Annotated in this window: 15 protein-coding genes; all 15 read left to right on the top strand. The window is 67.9% G+C overall.

The genetic code is table 11. From position 1 onward, the window contains the following. Positions 1-62 precede the first annotated feature (62 nt). Positions 63-1697 (top strand): UDP-N-acetylmuramoyl-L-alanyl-D-glutamate--2,6-diaminopimelate ligase, encoded by a 1635-nt coding sequence (locus AB0L82_RS30405; protein ID WP_364643695.1) that lies wholly within the window; start codon positions 63-65, stop codon positions 1695-1697. After that, positions 1694-3190 (top strand): UDP-N-acetylmuramoyl-tripeptide--D-alanyl-D-alanine ligase, encoded by a 1497-nt coding sequence (gene murF, locus AB0L82_RS30400; protein WP_364643691.1) that lies wholly within the window; start codon positions 1694-1696, stop codon positions 3188-3190. Before AB0L82_RS30405 ends, murF begins: the two co-directional genes overlap by 4 nt. Continuing rightward, complete coding sequence (gene mraY / locus AB0L82_RS30395) at positions 3187-4263, top strand: phospho-N-acetylmuramoyl-pentapeptide-transferase (protein ID WP_364643688.1); 1077 nt, start codon at positions 3187-3189, stop codon at positions 4261-4263. Before murF ends, mraY begins: the two co-directional genes overlap by 4 nt. 49 nt (positions 4264-4312) lie before the next feature. Next, positions 4313-5755, top strand: coding sequence for a UDP-N-acetylmuramoyl-L-alanine--D-glutamate ligase (gene murD / locus AB0L82_RS30390; RefSeq protein ID WP_364643684.1), 1443 nt, complete (start codon positions 4313-4315; stop codon positions 5753-5755). Between the two features lie 26 nt (positions 5756-5781). Next, positions 5782-7323 (top strand): putative lipid II flippase FtsW, encoded by a 1542-nt coding sequence (gene ftsW, locus AB0L82_RS30385; protein WP_364643681.1) that lies wholly within the window; start codon positions 5782-5784, stop codon positions 7321-7323. Further along, on the top strand, positions 7320-8501 hold the full coding sequence (gene murG, locus AB0L82_RS30380) for an undecaprenyldiphospho-muramoylpentapeptide beta-N-acetylglucosaminyltransferase (RefSeq protein ID WP_364643678.1): 1182 nt from the start codon (positions 7320-7322) through the stop codon (positions 8499-8501). The genes ftsW and murG overlap by 4 nt, the downstream gene beginning before the upstream one ends. A 79-nt stretch (positions 8502-8580) precedes the next feature. Continuing rightward, positions 8581-10020: a UDP-N-acetylmuramate--L-alanine ligase gene (gene murC, locus AB0L82_RS30375; RefSeq protein ID WP_364644213.1), complete on the top strand. Its 1440-nt coding sequence runs from the start codon at positions 8581-8583 to the stop codon at positions 10018-10020. A 6-nt stretch (positions 10021-10026) separates the two neighbouring features. Then, a complete protein-coding gene (locus AB0L82_RS30370; RefSeq protein WP_364643675.1) occupies positions 10027-10875 on the top strand; it encodes an FtsQ-type POTRA domain-containing protein in 849 nt (282 codons plus the stop codon). Between the two features lie 317 nt (positions 10876-11192). After that, entirely contained in the window at positions 11193-12464 is a 1272-nt protein-coding gene (ftsZ, locus tag AB0L82_RS30365) for a cell division protein FtsZ (RefSeq protein ID WP_364643672.1), read from the top strand. 134 nt (positions 12465-12598) lie between these two features. Further along, the gene (pgeF, locus tag AB0L82_RS30360) at positions 12599-13339 is read left to right on the top strand and encodes a peptidoglycan editing factor PgeF (RefSeq protein WP_364643669.1); all 741 of its coding nucleotides are present in this window, start codon (positions 12599-12601) and stop codon (positions 13337-13339) included. Continuing rightward, on the top strand, positions 13336-14118 hold the full coding sequence (locus AB0L82_RS30355) for a YggS family pyridoxal phosphate-dependent enzyme (protein WP_364643666.1): 783 nt from the start codon (positions 13336-13338) through the stop codon (positions 14116-14118). The genes pgeF and AB0L82_RS30355 overlap by 4 nt, the downstream gene beginning before the upstream one ends. A 104-nt stretch (positions 14119-14222) precedes the next feature. Next, complete coding sequence (gene sepF / locus AB0L82_RS30350; protein WP_364643663.1) at positions 14223-15017, top strand: cell division protein SepF; 795 nt, start codon at positions 14223-14225, stop codon at positions 15015-15017. A 242-nt stretch (positions 15018-15259) separates the two neighbouring features. Continuing rightward, the gene (locus tag AB0L82_RS30345; protein ID WP_364643659.1) at positions 15260-15562 is read left to right on the top strand and encodes a YggT family protein; all 303 of its coding nucleotides are present in this window, start codon (positions 15260-15262) and stop codon (positions 15560-15562) included. Between the two features lie 71 nt (positions 15563-15633). Further along, the gene (locus tag AB0L82_RS30340) at positions 15634-16458 is read left to right on the top strand and encodes a DivIVA domain-containing protein (RefSeq protein ID WP_364643656.1); all 825 of its coding nucleotides are present in this window, start codon (positions 15634-15636) and stop codon (positions 16456-16458) included. A gap of 91 nt (positions 16459-16549) precedes the next feature. Next, positions 16550-16753 (top strand): hypothetical protein, encoded by a 204-nt coding sequence (locus AB0L82_RS30335; protein WP_364644210.1) that lies wholly within the window; start codon positions 16550-16552, stop codon positions 16751-16753. The last annotated feature ends 76 nt before the right edge of the window (positions 16754-16829 follow it).

Genomic DNA, 16829 nt, shown 5'->3' with positions numbered 1-16829 from the left:
AACACAGGTAACCTGACACGTCGATCCGAGTCCGAGTACCGGATTCGCACCTATGACCTTCGATGAACACCGTCCCGGAGAGGAGCTTCGTGCCCGCGCAAGACAGTCCGCAGGTACTTCGGCCCGCCGCACCGCCGGTGACCGCCCTGCGCACGGTCGCCGAGCTCACGAACGCCCGTCCGGCCGGTGCGGCCGGAATTCCGGCGGATGTGCAGATCACCGGTATCGAGCAGCGTTCGAACGCGGTCCGGCCGGGTGATCTGTTCACCGGGCTGGCCGGTGCGCAGGCGCACGGCGCGCGTTTCGCGCACGATGCGGTCGAGCGTGGCGCGGTCGCCGTGTTCACCGATCCGGCGGGCGCGGAACTGATCGGCGAGATCGGCGTGCCGGTGCTGGTGCACGATGCCCCGCGCTCGGTGCTCGGCGAATTGTCCTCGGCCCTTTACGGTGATCCGTCTCGCACGTTGCGCATCATCGGCATCACCGGCACCTCGGGCAAGACCACCACCTCGTATCTGGTGGAGGCGGGACTGGCCGCGGCCGGATTCCGCACCGCGCTGATCGGCACCATCGAAACGCGTATCGGCGGGCAGCGGGTGCCGTCGGCGCTGACCACCCCCGAGGCCCCGCAATTGCACGCCATGTTCGCCGTCATGGTGGAGCAGGGTGTGCAGGCGGTCGTCATGGAGGTCTCCAGTCACGCGCTGGCGCTGGGCCGGGTGGACGGGGTGGCGTTCGCGGTCGGCGCGTTCACCAATCTCTCCCAGGATCACCTCGACTTCCACGCCGATTTCGAGGATTACTTCGCCGCCAAGCGCCGCCTGTTCGTATCCGGTGATTCGGCCGTCGTGCCCGCCGCGACAGCGGTGCTGTGCATCGATGACGAATGGGGCGTCCGGCTGGCCGGTGACGTGACCGTGGCCGCGCTCGCGGACGGCCGCCCGGAACTGGTGACGGTGACGACAACCCCTGGCGTACAAGCGGATTGGGTGGCCGGTGCGGCCGTCCCGGGCGCGGCGAGCCAGCGGTTCGAGGCATCCGGCCCGGGCGTGAAAGCCGATGTGAGCCTGCGACTTCCGGGCGCGTACAACATCGCCAACGGGCTGCTCGCACTCGGCGTCTGCGCCGCCGCCGGAGCCGAAGTCGGCACCGCCGCAGCGGCTTTGGGCGAAGTCGATGTGCCCGGCCGGATGCAGCGGGTGGAGCGCGGACAGGATTTCCTGGCCGTGGTCGACTACGCGCACAAGCCCGCGGCCATCGAATCGGTGGTGGCGACCCTGCGTGCGCTGCTGGCCGAACAGGGACACGGACGCCTGGCCGTGGTGGTCGGCGCGGGCGGTGATCGCGATGCCGGTAAGCGACCCCTCATGGGTGCGGCCGGAGCGCGCGGCGCCGATCTGCTCATCATCACCGATGACAATCCACGCAGTGAGGAGCCTGCGGCCATCCGCGCCGCGGTCCGTGCCGGAGCCGATGCGGTTGCGCCGGATGAACGCGGAGAGGTCCGGGAGGTCGGGGACCGGGCGCAGGCCATTGCCGCCGCCGTCGACTGGGCGCGGCCCGGTGATGTGCTGCTGGTCGCGGGCAAGGGACATGAAACAGGGCAGGAGATTTCGGGAGTGAAGTATCCGTTCGACGACCGCGAGGTGCTCGCGGCGGCCTTGTCGCGAAGGACGAGGGACCTGACACATTCATGATCGAGATGACTTTGCGGGAGATCGCGGACATTGTCGGCGGCACGCTGCACGACGTCCCCGACCCCGATGCGACGGTTACCGGAGCGGTCGAATTCGATTCGCGCCGAATCACTTCCGGTGACCTGTTCCTGGCGCTGCCGGGTGAGAAGGCCGACGGTCACGATTTCGCCGAACGCGCGGTGGCGGCCGGAGCGGTGGCCGTGCTGGCCGCGCGCCCGGTCGGTGTTCCCGCCATCGTGGTGACGCCGCAACCGCATGCCAGCCGCGCCATCGCGCTGGCGTACGACACCGACGGTTCCGGTGCGGCGGTGCTCGGCGCGCTGGCCAAGCTGGCGCGCGCCAGCGTCGATCGGCTCGCGGCGGCGGGCACGCTCACCGTGGTGGGTGTGACCGGTTCGGCGGGCAAGACCTCCACCAAGGATCTGCTGGCGGCCGTGCTGGCCCCGCTCGGCGAGGTCGTCGCCCCGCCCGGATCGTTCAACAATGAGCTCGGCCACCCGTGGACCGCGCTGCGCGCCGATGCGAACACCCGCTATCTGGTGCTGGAGCTCTCCGCGCGCGGACCCGGACATATCAAGGCGCTCACCGAGATCGCGCCGCCCGCGGTCGGCGCGGTGCTCAATGTCGGCACCGCGCACCTGGGCGAATTCGGCAGTCAGGAAGTCATCGCCCAGACCAAAGGCGAACTGGTCGAAGCCCTTCCGGCCGACGGCCTCGCCGTGCTGAACCTCGACGACCACCTCGTCGCCAAGATGGCCGCACGCACACAGGCCCGCGTGGTGACCGTCGGCATGGCCGCGAACGCCGATGTGCGCGCCACCGACGTCCAGATGGACGAGCAGGCGCGGGCGCGATTCACGCTGCACCACAACGGCGAATCCATCGAGATCCAACTCGCCGTGCACGGTGAGCACCAGGTCGGCAATGCGCTGACCGCCGCCGCGGTGGCCCTGAACCAGGGCGCGTCGCTGGAGACGGTGGCGCAGGCGCTCTCCGGTGCCAGCGCGGCCTCGGCCCGCCGCATGGATGTGCGCACCCGCGCCGACGGTGTGACCGTCATCAACGACTCCTACAACGCCAATCCGGATTCGGTGCGCGCCGCGCTCAAGGCGCTGGTCACCATGTCCCGCGCGGCCGGTGCGGACGGGCAGGGCCGTGAGATCGGCCGCCGCCGCAGCTGGGCCGTCCTCGGCGAAATGGGTGAACTGGGCGACGATTCGGTGATCGAGCACGATCGCATCGGCCGTCTCGTCGTGCGCTTGGACGTGGACCGGCTCATAGTGGTCGGGACCGGGCGGCCCTCGCACGGTATGCATCAGGGGGCGGTGATGGAGGGTTCCTGGGGTGAAGAGTCGATACTGGTGCCCGACCTGCGAGCCGCGATCGAGATTCTCGACGCCGAACTGGAACCGGGTGATGTGGTGCTGGTGAAGGCGTCGAAGTCGGTGGGGCTCTGGACCGTTGCCGAGCATCTGCTGGAGGCCGCGCGATGACTCAGATTCTCTTGTCGGCGGCCATCGCGCTCGCCGTCTCGATTCTGCTCACCCCCGCGGTGATCAGCTGGTTCGCCAAACAGGGCTTCGGCCAGGAGATTCGGGTCGACGGCCCGGAGAGTCACAAGGCCAAGCGCGGCACCCCCACCATGGGCGGCGTGGCGATCCTGGCCGGTATGTGGGCGGGTTACCTTGGCTCACACCTGATTTCGATGAGCTACGGCGAACCCGGCCCGTCGGCGTCCGGTCTGCTGGTCATGGGCCTGGCCACCGCGCTGGGCGCGGTCGGCTTCCTGGACGACATGATCAAACTGCGCAAGCAGCGCAACCTCGGGCTCACCGCGGCGGGCAAATACATCGGACAGCTGGCCTCGGCGGTCATCTTCGGTGTGCTGGCACTGCAATTCAAGGGCGCGAACGGGTTGACCCCGGCCAGCCGGCATCTGTCGTACACCCGCGATATCGCCACCGTGTCGATGAGCGTGGTGGTCTTCCTGCTGTTCGTCAGCCTGGTGGTGGTGGCCTGGTCCAACGCGGTCAATCTGACCGACGGCCTGGACGGTCTCGCGGCCGGTTCCATCTCGCTGGTGCTGGGCGCGTACATGATCATCACCTTCTGGCAGTGGCGCAATGCCTGCACCACGCATCCCGAGGCGGGCTGCTACAACGTGCGCGATCCGCTGGATCTGGCGCTGGTCTGCGCCGCCGGCGGTGCCGCGTGCATCGGCTTCCTCTGGTGGAATGCCGCGCCCGCCAAGATCTTCATGGGTGATACCGGTTCGCTGGCGCTGGGCGGTCTGCTCGCGGGCCTATCGGTGACCACCCGCACCGAACTATTGATGATCGTGATCGGCGCGCTCTTCGTCGCCGAGGCCGCCTCGGTGATTCTCCAGGTGGCGGTATTCCGCACCACGCGGAACCGATTGTTCAAGATGGCGCCGTTCCACCACCACTTCGAATTATCAGGGTGGGCGGAAACCACGGTGATCATCCGGTTCTGGTTGCTGGCCGGCATGGCGTCGGCGATCGGTCTGGGCCTGTTCTACAGCGATTACCTCTCCGCGGTCGGGTGAACATCTGATGGTCGAACATTCTCCGAGGGTCCTGCGTTCGCCAGGCCCCATGCTCGAATTCCTGCGCGGTCGTGACGTGCTCGTCGCCGGTTGGGGGGTGTCCGGGCGCTCCCTGGTGGAGCCGCTACAGGACATCGGCGCCCGCCCGGTGGTGACCGACGGCGGCGGTAAGGCCCTGGCCGAGGCCGCCGAACTGGGCTTGCAGACCGCGACCACCGCGGATCTGCTGGAACCCGATGCGCTGCAACGGTTCGCGCTGGTCATCACCAGCCCGGGCTGGCGGCCCGATTCCCCGATACTGGTCTCGGCTGTCACCGAGGGCATTCCGGTCTGGGGCGATGTCGAATTCGCCTGGTGGGTCGATCAGGCGCGCATCTACGGTCCGGTGCGCAAATGGCTGGTCATCACCGGCACCAACGGTAAGACCACCACCACGCAGATGACGCATTCGATTCTGCGGGCCGCCGGGATCCCCAGCGTGGCCTGCGGCAACATCGGACTGCCGATTCTCGACGCGCTGCGCCGCAATCCGGGACCGCAGGTGCTGGCGGTGGAACTGTCCTCGTTCCAATTGCATTGGGCCCCTTCGGTGCGACCCGAAGCCGGTGTGGTGCTGAACGTCGCCGAGGATCACCTGGACTGGCACGGCGGGCTCGACGCCTACGCCGCGGCCAAGGCGCGTGCGCTCACCGGCCGCGTCGGTGTGGTCGGCCTGGATGATCAGGTCGCGGCCGCGCTGGCGCGAAAGTCCAAGGCGCGCCGCACCGTCGGGTTCCGCATCGGCGTGCCCGCCGACGGTGAACTCGGTGTGGTGGACGGCAAACTGCTCGATCGCGCCTTCACCAAGGCCGCGATTCTGGCCGAGACGAGCGATATCAGCCCGCAGGGTCCGGCCGGTGTGGCCGATGCGCTCGCCGCCGCCGCGCTCACCCGATCCATCGATGTGGCACCGCAATTCGTGAAAGAGGGATTGCAGGAGCACAAGGTCGGCCCGCATCGCGCCGCGCATGTGCGGGAGTTGTGCGGTGTCGATTTCGTGGACGATTCCAAGGCCACCAATCCGCATGCCGCGCGCTCCTCGATCCTGGCGCACCAGTCGGTGATCTGGGTGGCCGGTGGTCAGCTCAAGGGCGCGAGCGTGGAGGACCTGGTCGAAGAGGTCCGCGAACACCTCGTGGCGGCCGTGCTCTTCGGCGTCGACGCCCCGGTGATCGCCGCCGCACTGGCGCGACACGCGCCGGATGTCCCCGTGGTGGAGCTGAATTCGGGGGACGATGCAGGGATGGGTGACCCCTTCACCGAAATCGAACCCGAAGCGGTGATGGCTCGCGCGGTCCGCGTGGCCGCGGGCTATGCCACCCGAGGCGACACCGTGCTGCTGGCTCCGGCCGCGGCATCCCTGGACATGTTCGCCGACTACACCCACCGGGGGCGGAGCTTCGCCACCGCGGTGCAGGCCCTGGACGAGAAGGACATCGGGAGATCGGAATGACGGGGCCGCGCCGCGCCGGAGACAGGATGCCGTCCCGAACGGCGCAGACCCCGGCGCGTGCGGCCACCGATTCCGGTCGCACGGCCAAGGATTCGGCGGCGACCGCGCGGTTCCGCAACACCTGGTTCGCGGCCTGGCTGGCGCGGCCGCTGGCCTCGTTCCATCTCGTGGTCGCCATCGCGGTGCTGCTCACCGTGCTCGGCCTGGTGATGGTGCTGTCCGCGTCCAGCGTGGAATCGTATGCCGTTGGCAAATCGGCGTATTCGCTGTTCATCCAGCAGGCCATGATGGCGTTGTTCGGTGCGGTGCTGTTCTATATCGCGCTGCGGATTCCCATGCGTGTGATGCGCCAGCTCTCGTTCCCGGTGTTCGCGCTCTCGGTGGTGCTGCTGGTGCTGGTGCTGATTCCGGGCATCGGCCTGGAGGTGCAGGGTTCGCGGCGCTGGTTCGACCTCGGCTTCGTCTCGGTGCAGCCGTCCGAGATCGCCAAGGTGACCCTGGTGGTGTGGGGCGCGCACCTGCTGGCCTCGCGGCAGACCGAAAGGGCCGGGTACAAGGACATTCTCATGCCACTGGTGCCCGCCGGGCTGCTGGTGTGCTTCCTGGTCGTGCTCGAACCGAACCTGTCCACCACCATCGCGCTGGGCATCGTGCTGTCCGCGCTGCTGTGGTTCGGTGGGCTGCCGCTGCGCATGTTCGTCACCATCGCGGTATCGGGTGCGGTGGCGGCGGGCATTCTGGCGCTGTCGGCCGGATATCGCTCGGACCGCATGCGCGCGTTCTTCAGCCCCGGCGATGATCCGCAGGGCATCGGCTATCAGGCCCGCCAGGCGCTGTATTCGCTTGCGGACGGCGGGATCTGGGGTCGCGGGCTCGGACAGTCCCGGGCCAAGTGGAGCTATCTGCCCAACGCGCACAACGACTTCATCTTCGCGATCATCGGCGAGGAGCTCGGTTTTCTCGGATGTGCGCTGGTGCTGGGGCTTTTCGCATTGTTCGTGTATGCCGGTCTGCGCATCGCCACCCGGTCGGTGGATCCGTTCATCCGGCTGCTGACCGCCTCGGCGACCACCTGGATCACCGCGCAGGCGCTCATCAATGTCGGCTACGTGGTGGGACTGCTGCCCGTGACCGGTCTGCAGCTGCCGCTGGTGTCGGCGGGCGGTTCCTCGCTCGCCATCACCCTGCTCATGTTCGGCATCATCGCCAATGCCGCCCGGCACGAACCCGAGGCGGTGGCGGCGCTGCACGCCGGACAGGACGGCCGCTTCAGCCGTCTGCTGCGGCTGCCGGTGCCCGAAATGTATTCGCCCGCACGGGCACAGGCCGCCCGCGCGCGCAGCACCGCCAAAGCCAAGCCCAAGCCGAAATCCGGTGTGAAACCCGCACCGCAGCGCCGCGCGCTACCGCCATCGGGCCGGGGCCGCTCCGAACCGCCGCGCCGCCGGTCCGTAGATTCCGATACCGCCCGGCGCACCAGCCGCTCCACCGAATCGTGGCGCAGCACCCGGGCCTGGGAACCCAGCTATCCGACGAAACACGATAGGGACAGGGGACATTCGAGGTGACAGTGGAGCGGCCGCTCTCGGTGATCGTGGCGGGCGGTGGCACCGCGGGACATATCGAACCCGCCCTGGCGGTGGCCGACGCGCTGCGCCGCCACGACCCGGCCATCCGGATCACCGCACTGGGCACCCAGCGCGGCCTGGAAACCGAACTGGTGCCCGAACGCGGGTACACCCTCGAGTTGATTCCCCCGGTGCCCCTACCGCGAAAGCCCACCGCGGACCTGCTCCGCCTGCCGGGCCGAGTGCTGGCCTCGATGCGCCGCACCCGCGAAATCATCGACGCGGTCGACGCCGACGTCATCGTGGGCTTCGGCGGCTATGTCGCGCTGCCCGCCTATCTGGCTGCCGGACGCGGACTTTCGCCGTTGGCGTACCTGCCGGGGCGCGGTCGCCCATCGGGCAGCCGAGCACGCGGGCGGCGTCAGGTACCCGTGGTCGTGCACGAGGCCAACGCCATGGCCGGTATCTCCAACAAGATCGGCGCGCGCGTGGCCGCCAGAGTGCTGGCCGCGGCGGCGAATTCGGGCGTGCACGCGCGCGGTCGGGGCGATGCCGAGGTTGTCGGTATCCCGGTGCGGTCGGCGATCACCACACTGAACCGTCCCGCGCTGCGGGCGCGGGCGCGCGAGCACTTCGGCCTGCCCGCCGAGGGGCCGGTGCTGCTGGTGTTCGGCGGGTCGCAGGGGGCGCGCAGTCTCAATGAGGCCGTATCGGCCGCCGCGCCGCAGTTGACCGCGGCCGGGATCTCGGTGCTGCACGCGCACGGGCCGAAGCACAGCCTCACCCTGGACGGGCTGCACGAGCCCGCGAAATACATTGCGGTGCCGTATCTATCGCAGATGGCGCTGGCCTATGCCGCCGCCGACGCGGTGGTGTGCCGTTCGGGTGCGATGACCGTCGCCGAGGTGTCGGCGGTGGGACTGCCCGCGTTCTATGTTCCGCTACCGCATGGCAATGGCGAGCAGGAGCTCAACGCGCGGCCCGTTGTCGCCGCCGGCGGTGGCAGAATCGTGGCGGACGCGGAGCTGACTCCGAAATACGTGATCGACGAGGTGATACCGCTGCTCAGGGATATGGATCGGCTGACAGCCATGGGTCGCGCGGCGGCGGACGCCGGACATCGCGACGCCGCGGACGAGGTAGCGCGAATTGTGCTGGAGGTGGCAGGTCGTGACTGAAGCAGCCGATACCCAACAGGCCGTGAATACGCCCGTTGAGCAGCAGACGGACCTACCGGAGCTGCTGCGCCGGGTGCATATGATCGGCATCGGCGGGGCCGGAATGTCGGGTATCGCCCGAATTCTGCTGTCCCGCGGCGGTATGGTGTCCGGCTCCGACGCCAAGGAAAGCCGCGGTGTGCTGGCACTGCGGGCCCGCGGCGCACAGGTGCGCATCGGCCATGACGCGAGCGCCCTGGACCTGCTGCCCGGCGGCCCGACCGCCGTGGTGACCACCTTCGCCGCCATCCCCAAGACCAATCCCGAACTGGTGGAGGCACATCGGCGCGGTCTGCCCGTCCTGCTGCGCCCCGCCGTACTGGCCGAACTCATGCAGGGCCATAAGACACTGCTGGTCTCGGGCACGCACGGTAAGACCTCCACCACCTCCATGCTGGTGGTGGCGCTGCAGCACTGCGGTGCGGATCCGTCCTTCGCGGTCGGCGGTGAGCTGAACGAATCGGGCACCAACGCCCACCACGGCACCGGCGGCATCTTCGTGGCCGAGGCCGATGAGAGCGATGCCTCACTGCTGCAGTACGCGCCGGATGTGGCCGTGGTGACCAATATCGAATCCGATCACCTGGACTTCTTCGGCACCGATGACGCGTACACCAAGGTCTTCGACGATTTCGTCGATCGCCTGCAACCGGGCGGCCGCCTGGTGGTGTGCCTGGACGATCCCGGCTCGCTCGGCCTGGCCGAACGCTCGGTGGCCAGGCTCGCCGATGATCCGCGCGGTATCGAGGTAATCGGTTACGGTTCCGGCGATTTCGCGGGTGTGCCGATCGGCGCGCACCTGCTGTCCTGGGAACCCCGCGATGTCGGCGGCGTCGCGATCTTCCAGCTGTCGGAGGAGCCCGCGCCGCGCACCCTGCGGCTCTCGGTGCCCGGCCGTCATATGGCCCTGAACGCGCTCGGCGCACTGCTGGCCGCCCGCGCCGCCGGAGCCGATATGGGCGAAATCATCCAGGGCCTGGAGGGTTTCGGCGGTGTGCACCGCCGCTTCCAGCTCACCGGCCGGGAGAACGGCGTGCGCGTCTTCGACGATTACGCGCACCATCCGACCGAGGTGCGCGCGGTGCTCAGCGCCGCCGCCGAACTGGTGGCGCAGGAGGCCCGCGATGGCGCGCGCTCGCGCCCGGGCCGGGTGATCGTGGTCTTCCAGCCGCATTTGTACAGTCGCACCGCCACTTTCGCGACCGAGTTCGGCACCGCCCTCTCGCTCGCCGACGAGGTCGTGGTGCTGGACGTGTACGGCGCGCGCGAGGAACCGCTGCCGGGGGTGAACGGTGCGCTGGTGGCCAATTCGGTCACCAAACCCGTGCACTATCAGCCGGATATGTCCCGGGTGGGCCGTCAGGTGGCCGCGCTCGCGCGTCCCGGCGATGTGGTGATCACCATGGGCGCGGGCGATGTCACCATGCTGGGCAGCCAGATTCTGGACGGTCTGCGCGCGCGACCCTCGCACGGGCGGTGAGCGGAGATGAGCCCGGGTGGGGGAGCGAAGAACTCGGCTGACGGCTCCGGCCGCACGCGGGGTGCGGCGGACGCGGCGCACGACGCGGACGACCGGGCGGACGAGCCTGCCGCCGAAGACGATTCGGCGGTGCGCGCGGCCCGGCGCGCCCGGCTGCGCCGCGGCCGGTCCCGGGACGATTCGACGCTGCTGAACTCGTGGCGCTCACCGCGGGTGCGAATCGGCGCGGCGATCGCTCTGGTGCTGATCCTGGCGCTCGGGATCGCGGCCTGGTTCACGCCGGTGCTGTCGGTGCGCACCGTGCGCGTCGACGGACTGTCCGTGGTGCCGCAGGAGCAAGTGCTGGACGCACTCCAGGTGCCGGACGGGCTGTCCATGATCCGCCTGGACACCACCGCCATGGCCGAACGGGTGGCGCAGTTACCCAAGGTCCGCAGCGTGCGGGTGCGGCGCGAATTCCCGTCCACCGTGCAGGTGACCGTGGTCGAGCGCACCCCCGTGCTCTACTACGACGCCCCGGACGGCCCGCATCTGCTCGATTGCGACAGCGTGGAATTCGCGATCGAACAGCCCCCGGGCACCGCGCCCAAACTCGTCACCGACCATCCCGGCGGCAATGATCCGGCCACCCGGGCGGCCGTCGCGGTGATGGCGCTGGTGCCGCCGAGCCTGGGCGTGGGAGAGGTTGTGGCCAGATCGGTTTCGGATATTGCTCTCGAGTTGCGAGATGGGCGTACCGTGCTGTGGGGTGGGACCGGTGATTCACAGAAGAAGGCGGCGGTGGTGGGACCTCTACTCACCCAGCCCGGCAAGGTGTTCGACGTTTCGAGTCCGAATCTCGTCACGGTAAAGTGAGCGATACCCATTGGGCCACCGAAAGTTTCGGTGGCCTGCAGGAACGCTCCAGCGCCGTCCCGGCACCGGAGGGCAACCGTCCACGATACGATGCCAGGTGGACCGGACGAGGTGGATCACACAAGATTCTGATTCTCGTCTCGGCGCGCCTGCGCCCGTAACGCGGTGGCTGCGAATACCGTTCCGCACCAGTCGGATACTTGACATAAGGCTAAACCTATGGTTGAGGGTTCATCGAACTGAGACCATCCGGAACTGGCATACGGCGAGCATCCGTTAGACGACAAGCTTTTTGGATCTAAGGAAGGCGAGAGCCCATGACGCCCCCGCACAACTACCTTGCTGTGATCAAGGTCGTCGGCATCGGCGGCGGCGGCGTGAATGCCGTCAACCGGATGATCGAACAGGGACTCAAGGGAGTCGAGTTCATCGCGGTCAACACCGACGCGCAGGCGCTGCTGATGAGTGATGCGGACGTCAAGCTCGATGTCGGTCGTGAACTGACCCGTGGCCTCGGCGCCGGCGCCGATCCGGAAGTCGGCCGCAAAGCCGCCGAGGACCACAAGGACGAGATCGAAGAGGTGCTCAAGGGCGCCGATATGGTCTTCGTGACCGCGGGCGAGGGCGGTGGCACCGGTACCGGTGGCGCCCCGGTCGTGGCCAGCATCGCGCGCAAGCTCGGCGCGCTCACCATCGGTGTTGTGACGCGGCCCTTCTCGTTCGAGGGCAAGCGCCGCAGCAATCAGGCCGAGGCGGGCATCCAGGCGCTGCGCGAATCCTGCGACACCCTCATCGTCATCCCGAACGACCGCCTGCTGCAGCTCGGCGACGCGGCCGTGAGCCTGATGGACGCGTTCCGCTCCGCGGATGAGGTGCTGCTCAACGGTGTTCAGGGCATTACCGACCTGATCACCACCCCGGGTCTGATCAACGTCGACTTCGCGGACGTCAAGTCCGTCATGTCCGGCGCGGGCAGCGCCCTCATGGGCATCGGCTCGGCCCGCGGTGAGGGCCGCTCGGTGAAAGCCGCCGAGTCCGCCATCAATTCACCACTGCTGGAAGCGTCCATGGACGGCGCGCACGGGGTACTGCTCTCGATCGCGGGCGGTTCGGATCTCGGCCTCTTCGAGATCAACGAGGCAGCCTCGCTGGTGCAGGAAGCAGCCCATATCGAAGCGAACATCATCTTCGGTACCGTCATCGACGATTCCCTCGGCGATGAGGTCCGAGTGACGGTGATCGCGGCGGGTTTTGACGGAAGCGGCCCCGCCCGACGCATCGAGCCCGCCGTAGGCCGCACGGGCGCCACCACCACCTCCAGCTTCAATACCGCCCGCGCCGGTGAGGTGGCCCGCACCCCGGACTACACCACCGCCCGCGCGCCCGAACCGGCCCCGGTCCGGCAGGAACCCGCCCCGGCCCCGGTGGCGCAGAACCCGCCGCCGTCCTCGGGTCGCGGCCCGGCCCCCTCCTACGAATCCCCGCGCCCGGCAATGGAACCCACCGTGGCGAACAATTCCCGCAGCCATATCCAGCCCCCGGATGCCGACGATGATGACGTCGACGTCCCCTCCTTCATGCGCCGCTGACCCGGCGCCGCAAGGCGATAACGCGCCCGTCTCCCTCCGGAGGCGGGCGCGTTCGTCTGCCCGGGCCGCGCGGGTGGTGATGGCCACGCCGTCTCCGGATGGGTTGCGGGGAATTGGCCACTACTCTCGGAGGTATGACTTCTGCGGGCACGACGTATCGGACAAGACGAGTTGTCACGGCTCGGGCGGGCGGCTTCTCCCAGGCCCCCTATGACTCGTTCAATCTGGGCGACCACGTCGGGGATGATCCGGAAGCCGTGCGCCGCAATCGGGTTCGGCTCGCCGAGAGCATCGGGCTCCCGCCGGAGCGGCTGGTGTGGATGGAACAGATCCACAGCCGCAATGTGACGGTGGTCGACGGCCCGCGGGCCGAGGCCGTTCCCGCCACCGATGCGCTGGTGACCACTCAGCGCGATCTGGCGCTGGTCACGCTGAGCGCGGACTGTGTTCCGGTGCTGCTCTCCGATGACGAGGCCGGTGTGATCGCGGCCGTGCACGCGGGCCGGATCGGCGCGCGGATCGGGATCGTGCCCAAGGCGATCGAGGCCATGGTCGAGCTCGGCGCGCGGGTGGAGCGGATCGGCGCGTTCCTGGGACCGGCGGCCAGCGGCCGCCAGTACGAGGTGCCCGCCGCCATGCGCGCCGATGTCGAGAAACATCTGCCGGGCAGTGCGACCACCACCGTGCGGGGTACCCCGGGTCTGGATCTGCGCGCGGGCATCCGGCGGCAGCTGGAAACCGCCGGCGTGAGCGCCGTTGCCGTGGACCCGCGCTGCACGATCGAGGACAAAGCGCTCTTCAGTCACCGCCGCGGCGCGCCGACCGGCAGACTCGCCGGTGTGATTTGGATGGCATCGGAGGGGATTGCAGAATGACCGAGAATCCCGCCGCCGCAACCGGTTCCGCAGTGGCGCAGGAGGCGGAGCTCACTTCCGCGCCCGGTCGTGTCGCGCAGTTGTCGGCGGCGCTCGAGGGCCTGACCGAGCGCATCGCCGCAGCGTGCCGGGCCGCGGGCCGTGCACCGGACAGTGTGCGACTACTGCCGGTGACCAAGTTCCACCCGGCCTCGGATATCGAGATCCTCTATGGCCTCGGCCTGCGTGAGTTCGGTGAATCGCGCGAGCAGGAGGCATCGGACAAAGTGGCGCAACTGCGCCACCTGTCGCAAATACGCTGGGAATTCATCGGCAGATTGCAGCGCAACAAGGCGAAACATGTTGCACGCTGGGCGGATACCGTCTATTCGGTGGACAGTGACCGGTTGGCGAGCGCCCTGGATTCGGCGGTCCACACGGCCCTGGACGCGGGGGAGCGGACGACCCCCTTGCGGGTCCTGCTGCAAGTGAGTCTCGATGCCGATCCGGCGCGCGGAGGTGTCTCGGACAATGCCATGCTCGCCCTCGCGAATCAGGTCGCCCAATCGGCATCGTTGCAGCTCGCGGGCCTGATGGCGATCCCGCCGCTGGACGCCGACCCAGACGCCGCATTCGAGCGACTCGCCCATATGCACGACTCACTTTTGGCGGAACATCCCCAGGCCAGAGAGCTGTCCGCGGGCATGTCAAGTGATTTGGAGGCCGCGATACGCCACGGATCCACCTGCGTGCGTGTCGGTACCGCTTTGATGGGCGCTCGACCGATAACCTCGGCGTAGCAAAGAAACCTCATCAGTCACATATGAAACATATGCTTGGTGGCAGACGAGGACTGAGCAGGACAACACCCCAGGCCAACCGGGGCCGAAGGAAGGTCGACCAGATGAGCACGCTGCACAAGTTCAAGGCGTACTTCGGCATGGTTCCGCTCGAGGACTACGAAGACGACTATGTCGAGGACCGCGGCCCCCGTCCGGCCGTCGACGAACGTGCCCCGCGCCGGTCCCGGGCCTACACCGAGCGTGACTACGACCGGTATGAGCACGAGCGCTACGACGACGAGCCCGGTTATGCCGAGCCGCCGCCGTACAAGGCGCCCTACAAGCCCGCGTACGGCACCTCGCGCCGCGACGAGTACGCGGACGAATACGCGGATGACCGTGAGCGCGAACGTGATCGCTACGACGCGCCGCGTCGCCCCACCCGTATCGACACCGCCCCGTCCAGCCGTACTCGTTCCATGGGTTCCGGCGGCGCCTCGATGGTGCGCGGCACCACGCGCGGCGCGCTCGCGGTGGACCCGGAGGCCGAGCGGCGCATGGAAGAGTTGCGGATGGAGGAGCGCCGGCTGGAACAGCAGCCGCCGCGCCGTTCCGCGATCTTCGAGGACGGAGGCCCCTTGTCCAAGATCACGACGCTACGCCCGCGCACCTATGCCGAAGCCGCCATCATCGGCGAGCGTTTCCGGGACGGCACCCCGGTGATCATGGATCTGGTCGAGATGAGCAACAGCGATGCCCGCCGCCTGGTGGATTTCGCCGCCGGTCTGGCGTTCGCGCTGCGTGGTTCATTCGACAAGGTCGCCACGAAGGTGTTCCTGCTCTCGCCCGCCGATGTGGATGTCTCCGCCGAGGAGCGCCGCAAGCTGGCCGAGAACGGTTACTACAACCAGAAGTAAGCTGTCACACCGGCTTTGTGATGATCAGCGCCGGTGTGACAGTCGTTAACGGGGGTTGCGAAGCGGTCGCCAGAGCCCGCCCAGTCCATTCACGGCCTATCCGCGGCCGGTCGGTGACGGGTGTGAGCGTGCGGCCGCGCGCGGGGGAAGATCCGGCGGAACTACGCCGAAAACCACACTGTGACCGGCGCGATCGGTGATCCTATTTTGCGCGGCACTGTTTCTGAGGCAGAGTGAACACTGTGGCCTTGTTCCAGGTGTTGAACCTCCTGCTGTTCCTCTTCTGGCTGCTGCTCATCAGCCGAGTCATCGTCGAGTTCATTCGCAGCTTCGCGCGGGACTGGCGGCCCACCGGGTTCGTCGTGATCATCCTCGAGGCGATCTTCACCATCACGGACCCGCCCGTGAAACTCCTGAGGCGTTTGATACCCCCAGTGAATCTTGGGGGAATTAGGCTGGATCTGTCGATAATGGTCCTGCTTTTCATCGTGTTCATCCTCATGACGATCACGGGCCAGCAGGGGCAGCCGTTAGCTCATGTGTGACAGAATGAGCGGAAAGAATGCTTACCCAGATCTACCGCTAGATCTCCAACGAAGCGTGAAGGGATCGTTCCATGCCGCTGACCCCTGCCGATGTGCACAACGTCGCGTTCAGCAAACCACCGATCGGGAAGCGCGGCTACAACGAGGATGAAGTCGACGCCTTCCTCGACCTGGTCGAGCAGGAGCTCTCACGCCTCATCGAAGAAAACGCAGATCTTCGCCAGCGCGTTGCCGAATTGGACGCGGAACTGGCTGATGCCAAGAAGAATCGCGGTCCTGTCCAGGCTGTGAAGCAGCCGCCCGCGCCGGAGCCCGTCAAGGCCGCTCCGATTCCGCCGCCGGCGCCCATGCCCGTCGCCGCGCCGGTCCCGGTCAAGGCCGAGGCTCCCAGCGCGGACGCGAATCTACAGGCCGCCAAGGTGCTTTCGCTGGCCCAGGAGATGGCCGATCGCCTCACCTCCGATGCCAAGACCGAGGCCGAGCAGCTGCTCGCCAATGCCAGAGCGAACTCCGAGCGACTGGTGGGCGATGCCCGCACCCGTTCCGAGGCGATGATCGCCGATGCCCGTCAGAAGTCCGAGGCCATGCTGTCGGACGCGCAGACCCGCAGCGATTCCCAGCTCCGCCAGGCCAAGGAGAAGGCCGACGCCCTCCAGGCCGATGCCGAGCGCAAGCACACCGAGATCATGGCCACCATCACCCAGCAGCGCAGCGTGCTGGAGAGCCGGATCGAGCAGCTCAAGACCTTCGAGCGCGAGTACCGGGTGCGCCTGAAGTCCTACCTGGAATCGCAGCTGGAAGAGCTGGAGAACCGCGGTTCCGCGGTCCCGGTCGACGGCGGCGAGTTCGGCGAGGGCGCTTCGGGCAACGGCGCACTCCTCAAGGGCGGCAAGTAGAGTCGTAATCACGGCCATTGGTGTCGCGCTCCCCGTTCGGTGAAACGGGAGGTGCGGCGCCGCCACCGTTTCCATAAGAGGGGTGGTGACCATGCTCGTGATGACGCTGGCTCTGGCAGCGGTGGGCTTCGGCCTGCTGGTGACAGCCCTGACCACCGGTTCGGTGATCTGGGCCTGGGGCTGCATCATTGTGTGCGTGTTAGGCGCGGTGTTACTGCTGGTCAGTGCGCTGTCGCTACGTGAACCGGAGGAAGATTCGCAGTCCCGCCCCGGCGGGCGGCACGCGAGGCATTAGACGGGCCGGAAATATCCATTGGACCTGCCCGGTTAGAATTGACACAGTATTGCGGCGTTGATCCGGCCATCACCGG

Origin of the sequence: Nocardia sp. NPDC052001, from assembly GCF_040680615.1 — a bacterium.
Lineage (GTDB): Bacteria > Actinomycetota > Actinomycetes > Mycobacteriales > Mycobacteriaceae > Nocardia.
Note: the sequence above shows the minus strand (reverse complement) of the source record. Positions and strands in the feature narration are given on the sequence as shown.

Excerpts from the sequence above, each read along its gene's own strand:
- AB0L82_RS30355 (WP_364643666.1), top strand. The coding sequence starts at position 13,336 with ATGACCGAGAATCCCGCCGCCGCAACCGGTTCCGCAGTGGCGCAGGAG.
- AB0L82_RS30340 (WP_364643656.1), top strand. The coding sequence starts at position 15,634 with ATGCCGCTGACCCCTGCCGATGTGCACAACGTCGCGTTCAGCAAACCA.
- ftsW (WP_364643681.1), top strand. The coding sequence starts at position 5,782 with ATGCCGTCCCGAACGGCGCAGACCCCGGCGCGTGCGGCCACCGATTCC.
- mraY (WP_364643688.1), top strand. The coding sequence starts at position 3,187 with ATGACTCAGATTCTCTTGTCGGCGGCCATCGCGCTCGCCGTCTCGATT.
- sepF (WP_364643663.1), top strand. The coding sequence starts at position 14,223 with ATGAGCACGCTGCACAAGTTCAAGGCGTACTTCGGCATGGTTCCGCTC.
- ftsZ (WP_364643672.1), top strand. The coding sequence starts at position 11,193 with ATGACGCCCCCGCACAACTACCTTGCTGTGATCAAGGTCGTCGGCATC.
- AB0L82_RS30335 (WP_364644210.1), top strand. The coding sequence starts at position 16,550 with ATGCTCGTGATGACGCTGGCTCTGGCAGCGGTGGGCTTCGGCCTGCTG.
- AB0L82_RS30370 (WP_364643675.1), top strand. The coding sequence starts at position 10,027 with ATGAGCCCGGGTGGGGGAGCGAAGAACTCGGCTGACGGCTCCGGCCGC.
- AB0L82_RS30405 (WP_364643695.1), top strand. The coding sequence starts at position 63 with ATGAACACCGTCCCGGAGAGGAGCTTCGTGCCCGCGCAAGACAGTCCG.
- murC (WP_364644213.1), top strand. The coding sequence starts at position 8,581 with ATGATCGGCATCGGCGGGGCCGGAATGTCGGGTATCGCCCGAATTCTG.
- murD (WP_364643684.1), top strand. The coding sequence starts at position 4,313 with ATGCTCGAATTCCTGCGCGGTCGTGACGTGCTCGTCGCCGGTTGGGGG.
- murF (WP_364643691.1), top strand. The coding sequence starts at position 1,694 with ATGATCGAGATGACTTTGCGGGAGATCGCGGACATTGTCGGCGGCACG.
- pgeF (WP_364643669.1), top strand. The coding sequence starts at position 12,599 with ATGACTTCTGCGGGCACGACGTATCGGACAAGACGAGTTGTCACGGCT.